Genomic DNA, 22,714 nt, shown 5'->3' on the forward strand with positions numbered 1-22,714 from the left:
CGGGGCCGCTTCGCGGCCCATCGCCGGCAAGCGCGGCTCCCACACTGATCGCGCTCGACCTTGAGCCTGCGGCGACCATTCATCCCCCGCGGTTGAAATCCTTCCCCCCACCCCCATATGAGTCTGCATCAGGCAATTTTGCCCCGCTGCGTGGAGACTCTCCCCTTGACCACCATCGTTTCTGTCCGCCGTAACGGCAAAGTCGTCATGGGCGGCGACGGCCAGGTATCCCTCGGCAACACCGTGATGAAAGGCAACGCCAAGAAGGTCCGTCGCCTGTACAACGGCGAAGTGATCGCCGGTTTCGCCGGTGCCACCGCCGACGCCTTCACCCTGTTCGAGCGCTTCGAAGCCCAACTGCAGAAACACTCCGGCCACCTGGTGCGTGCCGCCGTCGAGCTGGCCAAGGAATGGCGTACCGACCGTTCCCTGAGCCGCCTGGAAGCCATGCTGGCGGTGGCCAACAAGGACGCATCGCTGATCATCACCGGCAACGGTGACGTGGTCGAGCCGGAAGACGGCCTGATCGCCATGGGCTCCGGTGGCGGCTATGCCCAGGCCGCAGCCCGCGCCCTGCTGAACAAGACCGACCTGTCGGCCCGGGAAATCACCGAGGCCGCCCTGAACATCGCCGGCGACATCTGCGTGTTCACCAACCACAACCTGACCATCGAGGAGCAGGACCTGGCCGAGTAATCAGCTGTTTTGGCGTCCCGCTCGTAGCGGGACTTTTCCACGCTGACCTACTCCGCTCGAGGACCGTATTGATCATGTCCATGACCCCCCGCGAGATCGTCCACGAACTCAACCGCCACATCATCGGCCAGGACGACGCCAAGCGCGCCGTCGCCATTGCCCTGCGCAACCGCTGGCGGCGCATGCAGCTCCCCGCCGAGCTGCGTGCCGAAGTGACCCCGAAGAACATCCTGATGATCGGCCCTACCGGCGTCGGCAAGACCGAAATCGCCCGCCGCCTGGCCAAGCTCGCCAATGCGCCGTTCCTCAAGGTCGAAGCCACCAAGTTCACCGAAGTGGGCTATGTCGGCCGTGACGTCGAGTCGATCATCCGTGACCTGGCCGATGCCGCGCTGAAGATGCTGCGCGAGCAGGAAATCGTCCGCGTGCGCCACCGCGCCGAAGACGCCGCTGAAGACCGCATCCTCGATGCCCTGCTGCCGCAGGCTCGGGTCAGCAGCTTCAGCGAGGAAGCCGCGCAGACCAGCACCGATTCCAACACCCGCCAGCTGTTCCGCAAGCGCCTGCGCGAAGGCCAGCTGGACGACAAGGAAATCGAGATCGAAGTGGCCGAGAACATGGGCGTCGAAATCGCCGCGCCACCCGGCATGGAAGAAATGACCAACCAGCTGCAGAGCCTGTTCGCCAACATGGGCAAGGGCAAGCGCAAGACCCGCAAGCTGAAGGTCAAGGAAGCACTGAAGATGGTGCGCGACGAAGAAGCCAGCCGCCTGGTCAACGAGGAAGAGCTCAAGGGCAAGGCCCTGGAGGCGGTCGAGCAGCACGGTATCGTGTTCATCGACGAAATCGACAAGGTGGCCAAGCGTGGCAATGTCGGCGGTGCCGATGTATCCCGTGAAGGCGTGCAGCGCGACCTGCTGCCGCTGATCGAAGGCTGCACCGTCAACACCAAGCTGGGCATGGTCAAGACCGACCACATCCTGTTCATCGCTTCCGGTGCATTCCACCTGAGCAAGCCGAGCGACCTGGTGCCAGAGCTGCAGGGCCGCCTGCCGATCCGTGTCGAACTGAAGGCGCTGACCCCGGAAGACTTCGAGCGGATCCTGAAAGAGCCGCACGCGTCGCTGACCGAGCAGTACAGTGCACTGCTCAAGACCGAAGGCCTGAACATCGAGTTCGCCGCCGACGGTATCAAGCGCCTGGCCGAGATTGCCTATCAGGTGAACGAGAAGACCGAGAACATCGGTGCCCGCCGCCTGCACACGCTGCTCGAGCGCCTGCTCGAAGAGGTGTCGTTCAGTGCCGGTGACCTGGCCAGCACCCACGACGAAACACCGATCCACATCGATGCGGCGTATGTGAACGGCCACCTCGGTGAGCTGGCGCAGAACGAAGACCTGTCGCGCTACATCCTGTAAGACCGCGTCACCTTCTTCGCGGGACAAGCCCGCTCCCACAGGATCTCCACAACCTTCGAAATTGTGGTGATCCTGTAGGAGCGGGCTTGTCCCGCGAAAGGGCCCTTGAATCCCACCACCGGAAGCTGGAAGCTTGCAGCATCAGCTCCCGAGAGATTCAGACCATGGCCCGCCTGCCCACCGCCATCAACCTGCACAAAGCCTCCAAGACCCTCAGCCTGACCTACGCCCCCGGCGAGGTGTACCAGCTGCCCGCCGAGTTCCTGCGGGTGCACTCCCCCTCCGCCGAGGTTCAGGGCCACGGCAACCCCATCCTGCAATTTGGCAAGATCAACGTCGGCCTCATCGGCCTGGAACCTGCCGGCCAATATGCACTGAAACTGACCTTCGACGACGGCCATGACAGCGGCCTGTTCACCTGGGAATACCTCGAGCAGCTGTGCCTGCGCCAGGAGCAGCTGTGGGCCGAGTACCTAGATGAGCTGCACAAGGCCGGCAAGTCCCGTGACCCGGCCGAATCGGTGGTCAAACTCATGCTCTAGCGCAAGCCTTCCAGGCTTTAGAGCGCATTTTCTAATCTCATCTGTTTGAATGCCTTACAGACAACTCTTGAACGGGTTGTCTTGCGCATTACATGAAAGTCGGGTAACCAATGGAGCTGGCAAGTTCCCTGCATCGCCTTGAGGGCAATCAGGCACTGGCCGGTATGTAGAGGTCGCGAGCGAAAGCAGGCTGTCTTCACACGCAGAATCCCCCGCAGCTCATCGCCGAATGCATCCGGCCCGCAGCACCGCTGTTCCTTATCACTGGTCACCCGAGTAGCAGTACCGGGCTGTCCGCTGTGCAATGCGCCACAGCAATCCGGTACTCGTCTCAGGACAACGGAGCGTCGTAGATGAGTAACAAGAACAACGATGAGTTGCAGCGGCAAGCCTCGGAAAACACCCTGGGGCTGAACCCGGTCATCGGCATCCGCCGCAAGGACCTGCTGAGCTCTGCGCGTACCGTGCTGCGTCAGGCTGTGCGCCAGCCGCTGCACAGTGCCAAGCATGTGGCGCACTTCGGCCTGGAGCTGAAGAACGTGCTGCTGGGCAAATCCAGCCTCGCCCCGGCAGGCGACGACCGTCGCTTCCAGGACCCGGCCTGGAGCAAGAACCCGCTCTACCGCCGCTACCTGCAAACCTACCTGGCCTGGCGCAAGGAGCTGCAGGAGTGGATCGGCGACAGTGACCTGTCGCCCCAGGACATCGCCCGCGGCCAGTTCGTCATCAACCTGATGACCGAGGCCATGGCGCCGACCAATACCCTGTCCAACCCGGCGGCGGTCAAACGCTTCTTCGAAACCGGCGGCAAGAGCCTGCTGGACGGCCTGTCCAACCTGGCCAAGGACGTGGTCAACAACGGCGGCATGCCCAGCCAGGTCAACATGGAGGCGTTCGAGGTCGGCAAGAACCTCGGCACCAGCGAAGGCGCCGTGGTCTACCGCAACGATGTGCTGGAGCTGATCCAGTACAGCCCCATCACCGAGCAGGTGCATGCCCGCCCGCTGCTGGTGGTCCCGCCGCAGATCAACAAGTTCTACGTCTTCGACCTGAGCCCGGAAAAGAGCCTGGCGCGTTTCTGCCTGCGCTCGCAGCAGCAGACCTTCATCATCAGCTGGCGCAACCCGACCAAGGCCCAGCGCGAGTGGGGCCTGTCGACCTACATCGATGCCTTGAAGGAAGCGGTCGACGCGGTACTGGCAATCACCGGCAGCAAAGACCTGAATATGCTCGGTGCCTGCTCCGGTGGCATCACCTGCACCGCCCTGGTCGGTCACTATGCCGCGCTGGGTGAGCAGAAGGTCAATGCCCTGACCCTGCTGGTCAGCGTGCTGGACACCACGATGGACACCGAAGTCGCACTGTTCGTCGACGAACAGACGCTGGAGGCCGCCAAGCGCCACTCCTATCAGTCCGGTGTGCTCGAAGGCAGCGACATGGCCAAGGTGTTCGCCTGGATGCGCCCCAACGACCTGATCTGGAACTACTGGGTCAACAACTACCTGCTCGGTAACGAGCCTCCGGTATTCGACATCCTGTTCTGGAACAACGACACCACGCGCTTGCCCGCCGCCTTCCACGGCGACCTGATCGAGCTGTTCAAGAACAACCCGCTGACCCGCGCGGATGCCCTGGAAGTGTGCGGCACCGCCATCGACCTGAAGAAAGTCCAGTGCGACATCTTCAGCGTCGCCGGCACCTCCGACCACATCACCCCGTGGCAATCGTGCTACCGCTCGGCACACCTGTTCGGCGGCAAGATCGAGTTCGTGCTGTCCAACAGCGGCCACATCCAGAGCATCCTCAATCCGCCAGGCAACCCCAAGGCCCGCTTCATGACCGGCGCCGACCGCCCGGGCGACCCGGTGGCCTGGCAGGAAAACGCCGAAAAGCATGCCGACTCCTGGTGGCTGCACTGGCAGACCTGGCTGGGCGAACGCGCCGGCGAGCTGAAAAAGGCGCCGACGCGCCTCGGCAACCGCGCCTATGCCGCTGGCGAGGCTGCACCGGGGACTTACGTCCACGAACGCTGAGTCACAATGCCGTGGCCGCTTGGAGCGTGCCACGGTACATTTTCAAGCCACAGAGCCACGCGCATGCCGCTACCCTACATCTTCCGCACCGTCGAGCTGGACGACCAATCCATCCGTACCGCGGTGCGCCCGGGCAAGCCGCACCTGACGCCGTTGCTGATCTTCAACGGCATTGGCGCCAACCTGGAGCTGGTGTTCCCGTTCATCGAAGCACTGGACCCGGACCTGGAAGTCATTGCCTTCGACGTCCCCGGTGTGGGCGGCTCGTCCACGCCACGCCACCCTTACCGCTTTCCCGGCCTGGCCAAGCTGACGGCGCGCATGCTCGACTACCTGGACTACGGCCAGGTCAATGTCATCGGCGTGTCCTGGGGCGGCGCCCTGGCCCAGCAGTTCGCCCATGACTACCCCGAGCGCTGCAAGAAGCTGGTGCTGGCGGCCACGGCGGCGGGTGCGGTGATGGTGCCCGGCAAGCCCAAGGTGCTGTGGATGATGGCCAGCCCCAGGCGCTACGTGCAGCCATCGCATGTCATCCGCATCGCGCCGCTGATCTATGGCGGCGGTTTTCGCCGCGACCCGGAGCTGGCCATGCACCACGCCGCCAAGGTGCGCTCCGGCGGCAAGATGGGCTACTACTGGCAACTGTTCGCCGGGCTGGGCTGGACCAGCATCCACTGGCTGCACAAGATCCAGCAGCCGACCCTGGTGCTGGCCGGCGACGACGACCCGCTGATCCCGCTGATCAACATGCGCCTGCTGGCCTGGCGAATTCCCAATGCCCAGCTACACATTATCGACGACGGTCATCTGTTTCTGATCACCCGGGCCGAGGCCGTCGCCCCCATCATCATGAAGTTTCTCCAGCAAGAACGTCAGCGCGCGGTCATGCACCCCAGTCCGGCCTCTGGTGGCTGAATTGTTGCTTGCTGTTGTACGAGCACGACTGATGAGTACGACCGTGGCCTGACAAGGGAGTTGTTGCCATGAAAGAAAAACCGGCCAAAGGAACGTCAACGCTCCCCGCCACCAGCATGAACGTGCAGAACGCCATCCTCGGCGTACGCGGTCGCGACCTGATTTCCACCTTGCGCAGTGTTGGCCGTCATAGCCTGCTCAATCCACTGCACACCGCCCGCCACCTGCTGACGCTGGGCGGCCAGCTGGGCCGGGTGATGCTCGGCGACACGCCTTATCAGCCGAGCGCGCGGGATGCCCGTTTCAGCGATCCTACGTGGAGCCAGAACCCGTTCTACCGGCGCAGCCTGCAGGCCTACCTGGCCTGGCAGAAACAGACCCGCCTGTGGATCGAGGAAAGCCACCTGAACGACGATGACCGGGCCCGTGCGCACTTTCTGTTCACCCTGATCAACGACGCCCTGGCACCGAGCAACTCACTGCTCAACCCGCTGGCGGTCAAGGAACTGTTCAACACCGGCGGGCAGAGCCTGGTGCGTGGCGTCGCCCACCTGCTCGACGATTTGCGCCACAACGACGGCCTGCCGCGCCAGGTGGACGAGCGCGCCTTCGAAGTGGGCGGCAACCTGGCCGCCACGCCCGGCGCCGTGGTGTTCCGCAACGATCTGCTGGAGCTGATCCAGTACAAGCCGATGAGCGAGAAGCAGTACGCCCGGCCCGTGCTGGTGGTGCCGCCGCAAATCAACAAGTACTACATCTTCGACCTGCAGCCGAGCAACAGCTACGTCCAGTACATGCTCAAGAACGGCCTGCAGGTGTTCATGGTCAGCTGGCGCAACCCCGACCCACGCCACCGCGAGTGGGGCCTGTCGAGCTATGTGCAGGCCCTGGAAGAAGCACTCAACGCCTGCCGCAGCATCAGCGGCAGCCGCGACCCGAACCTGATGGGCGCCTGCGCCGGTGGCCTGACCATGGCGGCGCTGCAGGGCCACCTGCAGGCCAAGCACCAATTGCGCCGGGTACGCAGCGCCACCTACCTGGTGAGCCTGCTCGACAGCAAGTTCGACAGCCCGGCCAGCCTGTTCGCCGACGAACAGACCATCGAGGCCGCCAAGCGTCGCTCGTACCAGCGGGGTGTGCTGGACGGTGGCGAGGTGGCGCGGATTTTCGCCTGGATGCGGCCCAACGACCTGATCTGGAACTACTGGGTCAACAACTACCTGCTCGGCAAGACTCCGCCGGCCTTCGACATTCTCTACTGGAACGCCGACAGCACCCGCCTGCCGGCCGCGCTGCACGGTGACCTGCTGGACTTCTTCAAGGTCAACCCGCTGACCCACGCCGCCGGCCTGGAAGTGTGCGGCACACCCATCGATCTCAAGCAGGTCGACCTCGACAGCTTCACCGTGGCCGGCAGCAACGACCACATCACGCCGTGGGACGCGGTGTACCGCTCGGCCTTGCTGCTCGGTGGCGACCGGCAATTCGTGCTGGCCAACAGCGGGCACATCCAGAGCATCATCAACCCACCCGGCAACCCCAAGGCGTACTACCTGGAAAACCCCAAGCTCTCGAGCGACCCTCGCGCCTGGTTCCATGATGCACAGCGCCGCGACGGCAGTTGGTGGCCGTTGTGGCTGGAATGGATCACGCCGCGCTCCGGCCCACTCAAGGCGCCACGCACGGAACTGGGCAACACCACCTATCCACCGCTGGGCCCTGCGCCAGGCACCTATGTCCTGACCCGATGAGCACCACGACTGGATGAAGACCCGCGACCGTATCCTCGAATGCGCCCTGCAGCTTTTCAACTCGCAGGGCGAACCCAATGTCTCGACCCTGGAGATCGCCAACGAACTGGGCATCAGCCCAGGCAACCTGTACTACCACTTCCACGGCAAGGAACCCTTGATCCACGGGTTGTTCGACCGTTTCGAGGAGGCGCTGATGCCGCTGCTCGACCCTCCGCTGGAGGTGCGCCTGGAGGCCGAGGACTACTGGCTGTTCCTGCACTTGATCGTCGAGCGCATGGCGCAGTACCGGTTTCTGTTCCAGGACCTGTCCAACCTGACCGGGCGCCTGCCGAAGCTGGCACGGGGCATGCGCAGCCTGATCAACGCGCTCAAGCGCACGCTGGCGGCATTGCTGGCCAGCCTCAAGGGCCAGGGGCAGGTGGTCAGTGAGACGCAGGCATTGGGGCAACTGGTGGAGCAGATCACTCTGACCTTGATGTTCTCGCTCGACTATCAGCGGGTGCTGGGGCGCGAGGGCGATGTGGGGGTCGTGGTGTATCAGGTGATGATGCTGGTGGCGCCGCATCTGGATGTGCAGGCACGAGGGGCGGCGGAGGAGCTGGCGGTGAGGTATCTGGAAGGGTAAGCCTGTCAGGTCGGCTATATGCCCTTCGCGGGCATGCCCGCTCCCACAGGTGACGTGCAGTGCTTGAGTGCATGCTGTACCTGTGGGAGCGGGCTTGTCGGGACGCCGAACCGCCGCGAAGGGCGCTACACCGCTATCAGAGCAGCGAGCCGGTGCTGGCTGGAGCCGAAGGCGGGTTGCTGGCCGGGGCCGCAGTAGGCGCCGGTGCTGCGGTAGCGGCCGGCGCGGCGCTGGCCACTGGTGCTGCCGGTTTGGCGGCGACTGGTTTGGCCGGGGCCTTCTTCACCGCCGGTTTCTTCGCGGCGGCAGGCTTGGCTGCAACAGGCTTGGCAGCCGGTTTCGCCGCAGGCTTGGCCGCTGCAGTCTTGGCAGCCGGTTTCGCCGCGGCTGGTTTGGCCGCTGCAGTTTTTGCCGCCGGCTTGGCCAATGGCTTGGCCGCTGCCTTGCTCGCTGCTGGTTTGGCCGCGGCAGAGCGCGAGGAGATCGGGGTGACCGATGCGCCGGTCAGTTTCTCGATCTGCTTGGTCAGGCTGTCGACCTGCTGGTGAAGGGCCTTGATTTCGTTGCGGCTCGGTACGCCCAGGCGCGAAATGGCGCTGTTCAGGCGCTTGTCGAAAGCCTCTTCGAGTTCGCTCCACTTGCCCAGGGCACGGTCCTTCACGCCCGATACGCGCGAAGTGGTCGAGGACTTGGCAGTTTCAGCTACATCTTCAGCGGTCTTCTTCGCTTGCTTCTCAGCCTTCTCGCCATCCTTCACCAGCGAGTCGAACAGCTTCGGGCCGTCCTGGTCGACTTTCGAATAGATACCCAGCCCCGCCAGCCAGATCTTGCGGGAGTACTTCTCGATCCCGCCGATCCAGGAGCTGCCTTCTTTGTCGGAATTCTTCTTGCCAGCCATCCTGCTCTCCTTATGGTTTGTGCGCGACGCGCTCGAGCAGCTCATGCAGCTGTTCAAGCTTGATGGACAACGCCTCAACGTCATGTTTAGACGGAATGCCAAGGCGATTCAAGGCGCGACCTACCCGTGCGTCGAAAGCTCTTTCGATCTTGTCGAGTTGAATCTCGACCTTGCCGCGTACGCGGCTGACTTCTTCACCGGCTTCGTCGAGCTGGTGGTTGGCGGCATCGAGCTCTTTGTCGATACGCTGCTTGCTGCGTTTCTCGACGCCTTCGCCGGCCTTGACCAGCTCCTTGAAGTAGTCGGAGCCTTCCTGGCCAACACGGGCGTAGGCGCCGATACCGGCCAGCCAGATCTTGCGTGCGTAGCCACGCACCTCGCCAAGCGTGCCCAGGGCTTCGTCTTTTTTCTTCACAATCACTTTGGCCATGCTGTGTACCTCATGCTCATGAGTGGAGGAAAAACCGCCCATGGAGGTTGGGCTTGTGCACAAGGTAGGGAAGAAAATTAGAAACCTCACCCTAAGCTGAATGCCGCTGCATATCCGTGTGCAGAAATATTGACCACATAACCCGCAGTCTCCAGGCCTAGCGTGCAGGGCTCACTTCAGCGGAGCCTGCCCCACATGCCTGATATCTCCACCACCGCGCCCCTGTCCTTCAGGAGCCTTGTCGCCCATCACTTTGCAAGCCGTCCAGACTTGCGCACGGTCATCGCCCACGTGAGTTTTGCGGCCCTGCTTGACCGCTACCCGTGGATCGCCAACCAGCACCCCCGACTCGGCTCGCTGGAGGGCATGAGAATCCTCCACGCCGCGACGTCCACGACCGAAGCCCGCCAGAGCGACCTGCTGGACACGCTGCTGGAAAGTTTCCTGAACGGCAATAGCCCGTCGCTTACCAGCGCCGATCATCTCAGCATCGCACCACCGAAGATCTTCCGTGCCCAGGAGCAAGGCGACAACAGCCGCCTGCAACCGCAAATAGACCTCGACATGCTGAAGCTCAACAGCGACCTGGATGCATGCCTGGCGGCACTACCCCAGGCATTCCAGCAGGCGCAGGTCGCCTACTGGAACGGCTGCGAAGACAACACGGAAATATCCCGCCTGGGCTGGCTCGAGCAGGTCATCAAGGCCGCACTGCTCGACAATGCACATCGCCAGCAGCTGGGTGATGCTGATAAACGCATGCTGTTCAGCCTGCTCGCGGGAGGTGGGCACGAACTGTCCATCCGGGCCTTGCAGGTCACACTCGGCCTGGGCACAAGCAGCTGGCATCCGCCATTGCCCCACCTGTTGATCACTGCCTTGCATGACACTGGCTCACGCCTGCTGTGCTGCCAACCTTCAGGTATTGTCCGCAGCTATAGCGACGAAAGCGCTTTCGCCACAGCGCTGCGCGATGAGTTGGCGGAGCGCTATCGCTTCGACAGGATGAGCTGGGCGCATCAGGTTGTGCTGGGCGACCCTCTGGCTTATCAGGCAGCCCAGGTGCTGAATGTCATCCTCGATGATGTTCGCCGTGTTCGCCTGGCCGGCATTCCCAGTGTCGACGCAATGGAAAGTACTTTCAGTGCCGTGAGCAACCCGGCAACACAGTTCCTGAACCAGCCATTCCTGAACCCGCAGCAGCCGGATATCGAACTGCCGAACTGGCTTGAAACGGCGGGTCCCGATGAACGATTCCGCTACCACGCCGCTCTGCTCGACCTGGCCGCCCTGCAGGGGCAAGCCAGCGGCGTGACGCCATTTTCCGATATCGAAGACCTCAACAGCTTCGCCAACCGGCGCCTGCGCGAGCGCCTGCAGGCGGACCATCCTGACGTGGTTCAGCGCAATCCGGATCACGTGCTGATACGGATTTCCCAGGCCATACCCGCCAGCGCCGCCGCTGACGCGCGTGCGCTTTATCTCAGGTCCGAAACCCTGACTGAACTCGCCATCGCGCGATTGAAGCTGAATGCCGGCGAAGTGATGACCGGTATGAGCGATGCCGATGGCAAGGGCATTCACGACTGGCTGAACCTCGAACAGGTCAGGGCCCTGGTGCATGCCGTTGACGTGGGCGCTGAGTATCCTCGCTATGTGAAATCACTGGCCTACGCGCCTCCCCGACATGCACAGCGTGTCAGCCAGTACGAGCGAGAATGGCGGAACTCGCTATGGCTGAGCACGCTCCAGGGCCGGATCGAGAAAAACCTGAGTGAGGCTACGCATCACGGGTTGGTCGATTTCATTCGCGCCAGGCAAGAGCCGGCGAGCCCGGCACGGCTCGCACCGCTGGCATTGCTGGCCGCGCCGGGCGCCTCGGCACACGATATCGTGCACGGGATGTTTCTGATCCACCTGCCCCAAGTCGCGAGCTGGATACTTTATCGCCCGTTCTATCAGCAAGAGACTGTTCGCGAATTCGCCAGCCTGGAGCTTCTGATGGCAGCGATTCGCGCACCGGGCGAGCTGCAACAGAGCGTTCTCGACTGGTTGGACGCAGATGCCCGGCCGGTGTATGCCGATGGCGGCTTCATACGCCCTCACCTGCATCAGGGGCTCTCGCAACTGGCCCACCTGTTCGGCCCGGACGCGAGTCTGGTGGCCACCCTTCTCGAAGAGCTCAAGCGCCCCGTCAGCGCATCGTTCGAGCCCTGGACCGAGCTGCTGCCCAGCAAACTGTTCGACGCCAGGATCAACGCCATGCTGCTATTGGCATCCAACAGCAGCACGTCCAACGCTCAAGAGAAATGGGCGCTGGCCAAGCAAGCTGCCTGGGCCGCGTTCAACAGCAGCACGCTGTTCCTGAACGGTACCCTGGCGAATCTGGTGTGGTTGGTGACTGCCGTGCCCGCATTGAAAGACGACTTCGACGAAGTGCTCCACGCCAACGCGGGGCAAAGAACCGTGGCCGCTACCGACCTGCTGACCAATCTGGCGATGCTGCTGGCTCATCGTGGCAGCCGCTGGAAACCAGCGGATCTCGCGCAGGCGGTACCGCAGACGACACATCTCGACGAACCGGCTGCCCGCAGCGCCAACGACCCGCAAACCGCCGAAAATCCAGGCAAAGCCACTTGGCAGCCGCACAGACCTGACACGTTCCAGATCACCAGCTGGCGCGACAATCAACGCCTTGGCAGCTTGACCGCAACGCAGCGCAGCGACCTGGCCAGGTTGCAGGCCCCTGTCTCCCTGGATGACTAGAGTGCCATTACCAGCGGCCGCTTGCGTGGCCTGTACCAGGTCGAGCAACGCCTCTACGCAAAGCTCCAGGGAGTGCCCTTCGAGGTGCGGGAAACCTACGGCGGCGTGCAGATCATCGGCCCCGACGTCAGCCAAGGGGATTGGCAGAACCACTGGGGTGGCGCACCAGACCACTACCACATCGTCGGCCGCGAACGGCTCGCGGGCCCATGGCTGTCGCGCTGGAACGGCAATTGGGGGCTGGAACTGGCCTTGGCCGGTGGCATGCCCAGAGGCAGGGACGCCCTCCATGCTGAGAACCACCGGCAGTTCGACGCACTGCGCAGTACCGCTCAAGCCAATAGTGATGCGCTGGCCAAGCTGCAAGCCCTGGTGGCACGCAACACTGAACAGCTCAAGGACTATGACGATTTGGCCGATGCATTCAGCCAATCATTCAATGCCCTGGCCGTGCGCGAACTTGCCCTGCTGCCTGAATCACTGATGCAACAGCGTCAGGCATTGCAAACGCTTCGCCGACAGCTGCACCCCGAACTCAGGGCCGCTGCGCTTTATCTGGAAAAACAGAAAAAGCTGCTACATGAAAACATCGGCATCTTCAGGCAACTGCTTGAACCACGCTTCCTCAGGCTGAACCGTACGATCGATTTCCAGCGGCGCGTCAGCAGCTGGAGCGAGACGGCCATCGACAATGACATGATGCTGTTCCGACGCCTGCTGGAACTGACCGACCACGATCTGTTGCGGGAGCAGTCCATCGGCTTGTTCAAGCATCCGCAAACGCCGGAGCAGCTGCAGCGCTACCAGGCGTTTCGTGATTTGACCCAGCAAACGCTGGCCACCACGCGCCGCCTGCTTGAGGTCAGCGAACAACTGGATAGCCTATTGCCCGAAGTGCTCGACGACAGCCAGGTCGACATAACCAACAAACGTGAGAAGGTTGATCGGGCTATCCGCCAGCGCCCCTACTCGACGTTGATCATTCGCGCGCAACTGCTCAGCGACCAAGCCTACCTGACCCTCGACAAGACCCTGCTGACCGTCGAAGCGGCTACCGACCTGCTACCTCTACAGGATGCCCTGAGCAACAAGGCGCTATCGACCACGATGTGGAGCCACGATGGCCTGGCCTCCGCCGGGCTATCCCGCAAACAGCAGAGTGAAGTGCTCGACGAAGCACTGCGCGAGTACCGCGTGATCCTGGGCAAGGCTCGCTACATGCAGTCCTTCACGTCACCTGCAATACAGCGCGAAATGCTCGAAGCGTACGTGCAGGAGCTCAGTGCCCTGGTTCGCCAGACAGAAACCCAGCTGAGCAATCTCCTGGCCAGCATCGAAAGCGGCGTCGCCGCTGCCCCGCCGCGCCCGACCCATCGCGTCCGACTTGGCCGAAGCACGCTGATCCGCACGACCAAGGGCCGCTCGGTGCTGGTCGAGCGCGATCAGGCGGGCCAGCGCGCGGTCCAGCGCAACCCAATCAACGAGCAACCCGCTGGCACCTATGAGTTGCGTGGTGAGGAATGGCACGAGCTGACCGAAGGGGAACAACCGGCGCCACAGGACACTGCGGAGCTACGCCGCCGTGCGGCGCGTCTGCTGACGCAAACGGACCAGCGGCTCGCCCTGGCTGCGCACTATGCCAACGAGCCGAACAGCCTGGCAGACCTCATGGACTGGCAGCTCGACGACCTGCGCAAGGTCGCTCAACGCCTGGAGCACGTCGAAACCCCCGAGGCCCGTCGCCTGAGCACCCAGCTGCACGATGCCATCACCTTGGTCAGCGATGAAAAACAGCGTCTGCTCACCAATGCCTACCTCAACACTCGCCACCCGGACGCCAATGCCTTGCGCTACCTGTTTACGCAAGGGCGCCTGCAGATCAGCCAGAGTACGTCACGCAAGGCACTGCGCACGGCCAATGATTTTCTCGACGTGTATGAGGTGCGCGACCGCGAGGCCCCGCAACGGATACTGTGGGAGGCACATTTTCATTACCGCAGCGCCGACATGGCGCCACGCGCCTTCGCCAAGGCTCATCTGAAATTCTGGGAAGCGCGCGGCAAGGGGCGTGAGGCCAGGCTCGAAGAAGCCGGAACCGCCGCTCAGCGGCTGGAGATCTACCGTGGCGACCTGCGGCTGGAGCAGGTCACCGACATCATTCCGTTCCCTGCTACCTGAGCCACAGCAGCAAATGCAAGGTTCGGCCTCAGGCCAGGGCCTTGTCCAGGGCGCGCTCGATCTCGCCCTTGATGGTAGTGCTCATCATCGACAGCATCATGCCCAGCTTCAGTTCCACGCGGATGCTGTCCTCGCCAATGTGCACGCTGCCATTGGCGCCGCTGCGGGCCACATCGACGCGGTCACCGTTCCAGGTGGCCTTGAGGTCGTACTCGCGGCTGAGCTTGTCGACCAGCGCTTCGGCCTTGGCGCGGGCGGCATCGCGGCCGAGGGAGTGTTTGCGTTCGACGCTGATCTGGGTCATGCGGGTGTTCCTGGATATGTAGACATAATCTGCATTATGCCCGCCCCCGCCCCAAGGCACACCCCGCCAAGACAAATCCGCCCATTCGCCCTAGAATGGCGGTAATTTTTTCCGGTGAAGCGATATGAACGACCAGCGCAAAGGCGACCACGCCGAACCCACCACCCATTTCGGCTACCAGGACGTCCCTGAAAGCCAGAAGGCGAAAAAAGTCGCCGAAGTGTTCCACTCGGTGGCGGCCAAGTACGACCTGATGAACGACGTGCTCTCCGGCGGCATGCACCGCCTGTGGAAGCGGTTCACCATCGAACTGTCGGGCGTGCGCGCCGGCAGCCGCGTGCTGGACATCGCCGGCGGTACCGGCGACCTGGCCGCCAAGTTCTCGCGTCTTGTAGGGCCGACCGGGCAGGTGGTGCTCGCCGACATCAACGATTCGATGCTCAAGGTCGGCCGTGACCGCCTGCTCGACCGTGGCGTGGCCGGCAACATCGAGTTCGTCCAGGCCGATGCCGAGAAGCTGCCATTCCCGGACAACCACTTCGACTGCGTGACCATCGCCTTCGGCTTGCGCAACGTCACCCACAAGGACGAAGCCATCCGCTCGATGCTGCGTGTGCTCAAGCCAGGTGGCCGCTTGTTGATCCTGGAGTTCTCCAAGCCGACCAACAAGCTGATGTCCAAGGCCTACGACGCCTACTCGTTCGCCTTCATGCCGCTGGCCGGCAAGCTGATCACCAATGACTCCGAGAGCTACCGTTACCTCGCCGAGTCGATCCGCATGCACCCCGACCAGGAAACCCTCAAGAGCATGATGGTCGAGGCCGGTTTCGACCGCGTCACCTACCACAACATGACCAGCGGCATCGTTGCCGTGCACCGGGGAATCAAGCCCTGATGCTGCTGGCCGGGCTGCTCGCCAGTGCCGAACATGGCCTGAACCGCGTCCTGCGCATGGACAGCACGGCCTTGCCGCGGCTGGCCGCGCTGGAAGGCAAGGTCATCGAGATCGACTGCCGCCAACCGGCCCTGCAGGTGTTCATCCTGCCCGATGAAGAAGGCCTGATGCTCGCCGCCCACTGGGAGGGCGAGGTCGACTGCAGCCTGCGCGCCCCGGCCGGCAGCCTGGTGCAACTGGCCGTGGCCCGCGACAAGACCGCCGTGCTGCACAGCCCGCAAGTCGAGCTGCACGGCGACAGTGCCGTGCTGCTCGACCTGTTCGGCGTGCTGCAGGATCTGGAACTGGACTGGGAACACGAGCTGCAGCGCTGGCTCGGCCCAGTCGCCACGGCCATGCTCGCCGGCCACATTCGCCTGCGCGCACGCTGGACCCGCCAGGGCCTGGCACGCTTCAGCCAGAACCTCTCCGAGTACCTGGCCGAAGAGTCCCGTACCTTGGTCGGCAAGCGCGAAGCCGAAGCCGCCTTCAGCGAACTCGATGCCCTGAAGCTCGACACAGAACGCCTCGAGGCCCGCCTCAAGCGCCTCTCCCGACCCCTTGATACCAGCGATAACGCATGAAGCTGCTCGCCGTCCGCCGTCTTTTTCGCATCCAGCGTGTGGTGATCCGCTACCGTCTCGATGACCTGCTGTTCGAACAACCCCTGCTGCCCTGGTGGCTGGCCAGCCTGCGCCTGCTGATGCCCTGGCGCTGGCTGCCGCGCAAGCCCTCCGAGCTCAGCCGCGGGGCGCGCCTGCGCCTGGCGCTGCAGGACTTGGGGCCGATCTTCATCAAGTTCGGCCAGTTGCTGTCCACCCGCCGCGACCTGCTGCCCACCGACATCGCCGACGAGCTGATGCTGCTGCAGGACCGCGTGCCGCCGTTCGACCCGCAAAAAGCCGTGGCAATGATCGAAGATCAGCTCGGCGCCAAGGTCGGCGAAGTGTTCAGCCGCTTCGACGTCGAGCCACTGGCCTCGGCCTCGGTCGCCCAGGTGCACGCCGCCCGCCTCAAGAGTGGCGAAGAGGTGGTGGTCAAGGTGGTTCGCCCTGGCCTGAAACCGGTCATCGCCCAGGACCTGGCCTGGCTGTTCCTGATCGCCAAGGCCGCCGAACGCGCCTCGGCCGACGCACGCCGCCTGCACCCGGTGGAAATCGTCGGCGACTACGAAAAGACCATCTACGACGAACTCGACCTGCTGCGCGAGGCGGCCAACGCCAGCCAGCTGCGGCGCAACTTCGAAGGCTCCGAGCTGATGTACGTGCCCCAGGTGTACTGGGACCTGTGCCGGCCGAAAGTGCTGGTGATGGAGCGTATCTACGGCGTGCCGGTCACCGACATGGCCACCCTGGCCGACCAGCGCACCGACATGAAGATGCTGGCCGAGCGTGGCGTCGAGGTGTTCTTCACCCAGGTGTTCCGCGACAGCTTCTTCCACGCCGACATGCACCCGGGCAACATCTTCGTCAGCACGGTCAAACCGTGGAGCCCGCAATACATCGCCATCGACTGCGGCATCGTCGGCAGCCTTACCGCCGAGGACCAGGACTACCTGGCGCGCAACCTGATCGCCTTCTTCAAGCGCGACTACCGCCGCGTTGCCCAGCTGCACATCGACTCGGGCTGGGTACCGGCGCATACCAAGGTCAATGAATTCGAAGCGGCGATCCGCACCGTGTGCGAGCCGATCTTCGAAAAACCGTTAAAGGACATTTCCTTCGGCCAGGTGCTGATGCGCCTGTTCCAGACCGCACGGCGCTTCAACATGGAGGTCCAGCCGCAACTGGTGCTGCTGCAGAAGACCCTGCTCAACATCGAAGGCCTGGGCCGCCAGCTGTACCCCGACCTGGACCTGTGGAGCACCGCCAAGCCGTTCCTGGAACGCTGGATGCGCGACCGCATGAGCCCCAAGGCGGTGTTCGGCAACATTCATGGCCAGGTCGAGCAGCTACCGCACCTGGCCGGCATGGCCCGCGACCTGCTCGAGCGCCTGTCGCAGCCGCACCTGGAAGACCCGCAACTGCCGGAGCGCCGCCGCCAGGGCGACCGCTGGGCGCTGCGCCTGCTCGGTGCAGGCTTGCTCGGTGGCGGCGCGGTACTGGCCGCCGGTGCCGCCGAGGCCGCCAGCCTTGCCGCCCCGGCCGCTTGGCCGGCCTGGCTGATGCTGGCCGCCGGCCTTTACCTGATCGTGCGCCAATAGCCAGCCGCGCTGCTGGCTGGCACACTAGCGCAAAGGGCCCGGCACAGGAGCGGGCCCGCCTTGGAGTCGACGATGAAAGACTGGCTGGACGAGATCAAGTGGAACAGCGATGGCCTGGTACCGGCAATCGCCCAGGACCACAAGACCGGACGCGTGCTGATGATGGCCTGGATGAACCGCGAATCGCTGGCGCTGACCGCTGCCGAGCAACGCGCCATCTACTGGTCGCGTTCCCGTGGCAAGCTGTGGCGCAAGGGTGAAGAGTCCGGCCATGTGCAAAAGCTGCATGAAATGCGCCTGGACTGCGATGCCGACGTGATCATCCTGATGGTCGAGCAACTGGGCCATATCGCCTGCCACACCGGCCGCGAAAGCTGCTTCTATCGCGTCTTTGAAGACGGCCAGTGGAAAACCGTCGACCCGGTCCTGAAAGACCCGGATGCCATCTACAGCGCAGGACACTGACATGAGCGACACCCTCAACCGCCTGGCCGAAGTGCTCGAAGAGCGCAAACAAGCGGCTCCCGACAGCTCCTACGTGGCCAGCCTGTACCACAAGGGCCTGAACAAGATCCTCGAAAAGCTCGGCGAAGAGTCCGTCGAGACCATCATCGCGGCCAAAGACGCCGCCGTGAGCAAGGATTACAGTGATGTCATCTATGAAACCGCAGACTTGTGGTTCCATAGCCTGGTCATGCTCAGCGCGCTGGGCCAGCATCCACAAGCCGTGCTTGATGAACTGGAGCGCCGTTTCGGGCTTTCCGGGCACGATGAAAAGGCCGCGCGTCAGCCATCGGCCTGAGCAAAACGCATTTAGGAGAGCACCATGGGTATTTTTGACTGGAAACACTGGATCGTCCTGCTGGTCGTCGTGGTCCTGGTGTTCGGCACCAAGAAGCTGAAGAACTTCGGCAGCGACCTGGGCGAATCGATCAAGGGCTTCCGCAAGGCCATGAGCGAAGAAGAGAACAAGCCGGCCGAGCAGACCCCACCGCCCGCCCAGCCTGTGCCGCCGGTGCAGAACACTGCCCAGCCGCAGCAAGGCCACACCATCGAGGGCCAGGCCCAGCCGGTCCAAGAGCCGCAGCGGAAAGACTGACCCATGTTCGGCATCAGCTTCAGCGAGCTGTTGCTCGTCGGCCTGGTCGCCCTGCTGGTGCTCGGCCCCGAGCGCCTGCCTGGCGCCGCGCGTACTGCGGGGCTGTGGATCGGGCGGCTGAAACGCAGCTTCAATGCGATCAAGATGGAGGTCGAGCGCGAAATCGGCGCCGACGACATCCGCCGCCAGCTGCATAACGAGCACATCCTGCAGATGGAAGAGGAAGCCAAGCGCATCCTCAACCCACTGACGCCACCCGCGCAGCCGCCGGTGACCACGGCCAGCGTGCAGCCACCTGCCGGCCTCGAAGCCAGGCCGGCCGAGCCACCCGCCGCCCCGGCCGCACCTTCTGAACCGCCTCAACCGCCGCGAGCCCCATGAGCGAAAATCCGGACCACGACCAGCCAATGCCGCTGGTTTCGCATCTGACCGAACTGCGCACCCGCCTGCTGCGCTGCGTGGCGGTCATCTTCCTGATCTTTGCCGGGCTGTTCTCCTTCGCCCAGCAGATCTACACCCTGGTCTCGGCGCCACTGCGCGAACACTTGCCGGCCAATGCGACGATGATCGCCACCGACGTGGCCTCGCCGTTCCTCACGCCCTTCAAGCTGACCATGATCGTCTCGCTGTTCCTGGCGATCCCGTTCATCCTCCAGCAGATCTGGGGCTTCATCGCGCCAGGGCTGTACCGCCATGAAAAGCGCATCGCCATTCCGCTGCTGGTGTCGAGCATCCTGCTGTTCTACGCCGGCATGGCTTTCGCCTACTTCCTGGTGTTCCCCCTGATGTTCAGCTTCTTCGCCAAAGCCACTCCGGAAGGCGTGGCGATGATGACCGACATCGCCGCCTACCTCGATTTCGTCATGACGCTGTTCTTCGCCTTCGGCGTTGCCTTCGAGATCCCGGTGGCCGTGGTACTGCTGGTGTGGATCGGCGTGGTCGACGTGAAGTACCTGAAGAAGGTCCGCCCGTACGTGATCATCGGCTGCTTCGTGGTCGGCATGATCCTCACCCCGCCAGACATCTTCTCGCAAACGCTGCTCGCCGTGCCCATGTGGCTGCTGTTCGAGATCGGCGTGCTGTGCGGCAGCCTGATCCGCAAGCGTAGCCATGCTGACGACGAAGCCACCAACGACCCTAACGACCAGCCGCCAGCGACCCAACCGTGAACCTGTTACTCCTTGAAGAGGCCGACTTCGTCTCGGCCGACCGCGTCGTTCTCGCTGATCGGCGCTTCACTCACATGCAAGACATCCACCGCGTCGCCGTGGGCGACACCCTGCGCGTGGGCCGCATCAACGGCCTGATGGGCAAGGCCACGGTGCTGCGCCTGGAACAGCACGAAGCCGAGCTGGAGGTCGCATTCGACCAGCAGCCACCGGCCAAGCTGCCGCTGACCCTGGTGCTGGCCGTGCCGCGCCCGAAAATGCTGCGCCGGTTGTTCCAGACCGTGGCGACCCTGGGCGTGCCGCGGCTGATTCTGGTCAACAGCTACAAGGTCGAGAAAAGCTTCTGGCAAACGCCTTTCCTCAACCCTGAGACCATTCGCGAGAACCTGATTCTCGGCCTTGAGCAGGCCCGTGACACGGTGCTGCCCGAGGTGATCATCGAAAAACGCTTCAAACCGTTCGTCGAAGACCGCCTGCCTGCCATCGCCGATGGCACCCTCGGCCTGGTCGGCCACCCCGGCCCCTACCCGGCCTGCCCACGTGCGGTTGAAGGCCCGGTAACCCTGGCCATCGGCCCCGAAGGCGGCTGGATCCCTTACGAAGTCGACCTGTTCGGCAAGGCTGGCCTGGCACCTGTTCAGCTGGGTGATCGCATCCTGCGCGTGGAAACCGCCGTAACTGCCCTGCTCTCAAGGATTTTCTGACAGGCGGGTCAACTTTCCACTATCAAGTTTCCCCGACGCAAGCCGATGGTGTTGGCAACACAACAACAATCTGTGCTGCCACGTTGCCGGGGAGTCGAACATGTACCAATGGTTTTCCCAATCGCTCGGAAATGTAAGCGTCAATCGCAAGTTGGGGCTGGGCTTTGGCCTGGTGCTGTTGCTGACTCTGGCCATCACTTTCACCGGTTGGCAGGGCCTGAACAGCGTCACCGAGCGCGGTGACAAGCTGGGCAACATTTCGGTGATCCACCAGTACACCCAGGAGCTGCGCATTGCTCGCCAGCACTACCAGCGCGACCGCAACGACGCGGCCATCGGCGAGCTGGAAAAGGCCCTGGGCAATCTCGAGCGCCAGATCGGCCTCATGCTCGGGCAGATCGAACAGCCCACCGACCTCCAGCGCCTGCAACAGCAGCAGGCCGCAGTCAGCCAGTACCAACAGGCCTTCAACGAGCTCAAGCAAGCCGGCCAACGCCGCGATGCCGCTCGTGGTGTGCTGGGTGACAGCGCCGATAAGGCCTCCGAGCTGATCAGCCGTGTGCAGCAGCGCCTGCTGCAGGGTGGCGACATCAGCCAATACCAGCATGCCGTGGACGTCAGCGCGCTGGTGCAGCAGGCACGCTTCCAGGTACGTGGCTACACCTACAGCGGCAACGCGGACTACCAGCAGACCGCGCTGAAGGCCATCGACCAGGCGCTGGCCGAGCTCAAGGCACTGCCCGCCAGGCTGCCGGCCGAATATGCCGCCAGTCTCGACGACTCGGCCACCGCGCTGGCCGCTTACCGCGATGCGGTAACTCAGTTCGGCAATGCCCAAAGCACCAGCGAGCAGGCCCTGCAGCGCATGGCTGACCAGGGCACTGTGCTATTGCAGACCAGTGAGGCGATGACCCTTTCGCAGACCGCCGTGCGCGATGCCGGCACTGCTCAGGCCAAAGTCATGCTCGGCAGTGCCACGGCCCTGGCCCTGGTGCTGGGGCTCCTTGCGGCCTGGGCCATCACCCGGCAGATCATCATCCCGCTGCGCCAGACCCTCGCCGCCGCCGAACGTGTGGCTAGTGGTGACCTGCGCCAGGACCTGCACTCGACCCGCCGCGACGAACTTGGCCAGCTGCAAGCCAGCATGCAGCGCATGACCCAGGGCTTGCGCGAGCTGATCGGTGGCATCGGCGATGGCGTGACGCAGATCGCCAGCGCCGCCGAAGAACTTTCGGCAGTCACCGAGCAGACCAGCTCCGGGGTCAACAACCAAAAGGTCGAGACCGATCAGGTGGCGACCGCAATGAACGAAATGGCCGCCACCGTGCATGAGGTGGCGCGCAATGCCGAACAGGCCTCGGAAGCCGCGGCCATGGCCGACCAGCAGGCGCGCGAGGGCGATCGGGTGGTCAGCGAGGCGGTCGCGCAGATCGAGCGCCTGGCCAGTGAAGTGGTCAACTCCAGCGAAGCGATGAACCAGCTCAAGGCCGAAAGCGACAAGATCGGCAGCGTGCTCGACGTGATCAAGTCGGTGGCCCAACAGACCAACCTGCTGGCGCTCAATGCCGCCATCGAAGCGGCGCGTGCGGGTGAGGCCGGGCGTGGCTTTGCCGTGGTTGCTGACGAGGTGCGCAGCCTGGCCCAGCGCACCCAGCAATCCACCGAAGAAATCGAAGAGCTGATTGCCGGCCTGCAAAGCGGCACCCAGCGCGTGGCCAGCGTGATGGACGCCAGCCGTCAGCTGACCGACAGCAGCGTCGAACTGACTCGCCGTGCTGGCAGTTCGCTGGAAACCATCACCCACACGGTGTCGTCGATCCAGGCCATGAACCAGCAGATCGCCACGGCGGCCGAACAGCAGAGTGCTACCGCCGAGGAGATCAACCGCAGCGTGATGAATGTGCGCGATATCTCCGACCAGACGTCGGCGGCAAGTGAGGAGACCGCCAGCTCCAGCGTCGAACTGGCCCGCCTGGGCACCCACCTGCAGGGGTTGGTCGGACGGTTCAGGCTCTGATGCTTCACTACATGCGCTGAATTTTCCTA

General features: G+C 63.6%; 22 protein-coding genes. 19 read left to right on the plus strand and 3 right to left on the minus strand.

The window, feature by feature from the left end:
- The first annotated feature begins 165 nt into the window (after window positions 1-165).
- The 7 genes from hslV to J7573_RS23405 all read left to right on the plus strand — a co-directional run bounded on the left by hslV (window position 166) and on the right by J7573_RS23405 (window position 7,983).
- Complete coding sequence (gene hslV / locus J7573_RS23375; RefSeq protein ID WP_027920652.1) at window positions 166-696, plus strand: ATP-dependent protease subunit HslV; 531 nt, start codon at window positions 166-168, stop codon at window positions 694-696.
- A 74-nt stretch (window positions 697-770) separates the two neighbouring features.
- The gene (hslU, locus tag J7573_RS23380; RefSeq protein WP_294340676.1) at window positions 771-2,114 is read left to right on the plus strand and encodes an ATP-dependent protease ATPase subunit HslU; all 1,344 of its coding nucleotides are present in this window, start codon (window positions 771-773) and stop codon (window positions 2,112-2,114) included.
- A 164-nt stretch (window positions 2,115-2,278) separates the two neighbouring features.
- Window positions 2,279-2,656, plus strand: coding sequence for a DUF971 domain-containing protein (locus tag J7573_RS23385; protein ID WP_103445993.1), 378 nt, complete (start codon window positions 2,279-2,281; stop codon window positions 2,654-2,656).
- 353 nt (window positions 2,657-3,009) lie between these two features.
- Entirely contained in the window at window positions 3,010-4,689 is a 1,680-nt protein-coding gene (gene phaC, locus J7573_RS23390) for a class II poly(R)-hydroxyalkanoic acid synthase (RefSeq protein ID WP_294340677.1), read from the plus strand.
- A gap of 63 nt (window positions 4,690-4,752) precedes the next feature.
- Complete coding sequence (gene phaZ, locus J7573_RS23395) at window positions 4,753-5,604, plus strand: poly(3-hydroxyalkanoate) depolymerase (RefSeq protein ID WP_103445995.1); 852 nt, start codon at window positions 4,753-4,755, stop codon at window positions 5,602-5,604.
- Between the two features lie 68 nt (window positions 5,605-5,672).
- Window positions 5,673-7,355, plus strand: coding sequence for a class II poly(R)-hydroxyalkanoic acid synthase (gene phaC / locus J7573_RS23400; RefSeq protein WP_294340678.1), 1,683 nt, complete (start codon window positions 5,673-5,675; stop codon window positions 7,353-7,355).
- 13 nt (window positions 7,356-7,368) lie between these two features.
- Window positions 7,369-7,983: a TetR/AcrR family transcriptional regulator gene (locus J7573_RS23405; protein ID WP_294340679.1), complete on the plus strand. Its 615-nt coding sequence runs from the start codon at window positions 7,369-7,371 to the stop codon at window positions 7,981-7,983.
- 136 nt (window positions 7,984-8,119) lie between these two features.
- Here J7573_RS23405 and J7573_RS23410 read toward each other — a convergent pair whose 3' ends face one another.
- A complete protein-coding gene (locus tag J7573_RS23410; protein ID WP_294340680.1) occupies window positions 8,120-8,881 on the minus strand; it encodes a phasin family protein in 762 nt (253 codons plus the stop codon).
- A 10-nt stretch (window positions 8,882-8,891) separates the two neighbouring features.
- On the minus strand, window positions 8,892-9,311 hold the full coding sequence (locus J7573_RS23415) for a phasin family protein (protein WP_294340681.1): 420 nt from the start codon (window positions 9,309-9,311) through the stop codon (window positions 8,892-8,894).
- Between the two features lie 195 nt (window positions 9,312-9,506).
- Between J7573_RS23415 and J7573_RS23420 the strand changes: the two genes are divergently transcribed.
- Window positions 9,507-12,077 (plus strand): DUF6543 domain-containing protein, encoded by a 2,571-nt coding sequence (locus J7573_RS23420; protein ID WP_294340682.1) that lies wholly within the window; start codon window positions 9,507-9,509, stop codon window positions 12,075-12,077.
- Between the two features lie 21 nt (window positions 12,078-12,098).
- A complete protein-coding gene (locus J7573_RS23425; RefSeq protein ID WP_294340683.1) occupies window positions 12,099-14,255 on the plus strand; it encodes a hypothetical protein in 2,157 nt (718 codons plus the stop codon).
- A 28-nt stretch (window positions 14,256-14,283) separates the two neighbouring features.
- On the opposite strand, the gene J7573_RS23430 is transcribed toward J7573_RS23425, so the two are convergent.
- Complete coding sequence (locus tag J7573_RS23430) at window positions 14,284-14,559, minus strand: polyhydroxyalkanoic acid system family protein (RefSeq protein ID WP_110633190.1); 276 nt, start codon at window positions 14,557-14,559, stop codon at window positions 14,284-14,286.
- A 124-nt stretch (window positions 14,560-14,683) separates the two neighbouring features.
- Between J7573_RS23430 and ubiE the strand changes: the two genes are divergently transcribed.
- The 10 genes from ubiE to J7573_RS23480 all read left to right on the plus strand — a co-directional run bounded on the left by ubiE (window position 14,684) and on the right by J7573_RS23480 (window position 22,685).
- Window positions 14,684-15,454 carry a bifunctional demethylmenaquinone methyltransferase/2-methoxy-6-polyprenyl-1,4-benzoquinol methylase UbiE gene (gene ubiE, locus J7573_RS23435; RefSeq protein ID WP_103446001.1) on the plus strand — a complete coding sequence of 257 codons (771 nt, stop codon included), beginning with the start codon at window positions 14,684-14,686 and terminating at the stop codon, window positions 15,452-15,454.
- Window positions 15,454-16,077 (plus strand): SCP2 sterol-binding domain-containing protein, encoded by a 624-nt coding sequence (locus J7573_RS23440; RefSeq protein ID WP_294340684.1) that lies wholly within the window; start codon window positions 15,454-15,456, stop codon window positions 16,075-16,077. Before ubiE ends, J7573_RS23440 begins: the two co-directional genes overlap by 1 nt.
- Complete coding sequence (ubiB, locus tag J7573_RS23445) at window positions 16,074-17,696, plus strand: ubiquinone biosynthesis regulatory protein kinase UbiB (RefSeq protein ID WP_294340685.1); 1,623 nt, start codon at window positions 16,074-16,076, stop codon at window positions 17,694-17,696. The genes J7573_RS23440 and ubiB overlap by 4 nt, the downstream gene beginning before the upstream one ends.
- Before the next feature lie 72 nt (window positions 17,697-17,768).
- Complete coding sequence (gene hisI, locus J7573_RS23450; RefSeq protein WP_027592414.1) at window positions 17,769-18,161, plus strand: phosphoribosyl-AMP cyclohydrolase; 393 nt, start codon at window positions 17,769-17,771, stop codon at window positions 18,159-18,161.
- A 1-nt stretch (window position 18,162) separates the two neighbouring features.
- Complete coding sequence (locus tag J7573_RS23455; protein ID WP_013974545.1) at window positions 18,163-18,498, plus strand: phosphoribosyl-ATP diphosphatase; 336 nt, start codon at window positions 18,163-18,165, stop codon at window positions 18,496-18,498.
- 24 nt (window positions 18,499-18,522) lie between these two features.
- Entirely contained in the window at window positions 18,523-18,795 is a 273-nt protein-coding gene (locus J7573_RS23460; RefSeq protein WP_103446005.1) for a twin-arginine translocase TatA/TatE family subunit, read from the plus strand.
- A gap of 3 nt (window positions 18,796-18,798) precedes the next feature.
- Window positions 18,799-19,176 carry a Sec-independent protein translocase protein TatB gene (tatB, locus tag J7573_RS23465; protein ID WP_103446006.1) on the plus strand — a complete coding sequence of 126 codons (378 nt, stop codon included), beginning with the start codon at window positions 18,799-18,801 and terminating at the stop codon, window positions 19,174-19,176.
- On the plus strand, window positions 19,173-19,964 hold the full coding sequence (gene tatC / locus J7573_RS23470; RefSeq protein WP_294340686.1) for a twin-arginine translocase subunit TatC: 792 nt from the start codon (window positions 19,173-19,175) through the stop codon (window positions 19,962-19,964). The genes tatB and tatC overlap by 4 nt, the downstream gene beginning before the upstream one ends.
- Window positions 19,961-20,668, plus strand: coding sequence for a 16S rRNA (uracil(1498)-N(3))-methyltransferase (locus J7573_RS23475; protein WP_294340687.1), 708 nt, complete (start codon window positions 19,961-19,963; stop codon window positions 20,666-20,668). The genes tatC and J7573_RS23475 overlap by 4 nt, the downstream gene beginning before the upstream one ends.
- A gap of 100 nt (window positions 20,669-20,768) precedes the next feature.
- Window positions 20,769-22,685 (plus strand): methyl-accepting chemotaxis protein, encoded by a 1,917-nt coding sequence (locus tag J7573_RS23480; protein ID WP_294340688.1) that lies wholly within the window; start codon window positions 20,769-20,771, stop codon window positions 22,683-22,685.
- The last annotated feature ends 29 nt before the right edge of the window (window positions 22,686-22,714 follow it).

This window comes from Pseudomonas sp., assembly GCF_017744435.1.
In the GTDB taxonomy this organism is placed as follows: Bacteria; Pseudomonadota; Gammaproteobacteria; order Pseudomonadales; family Pseudomonadaceae; genus Aquipseudomonas.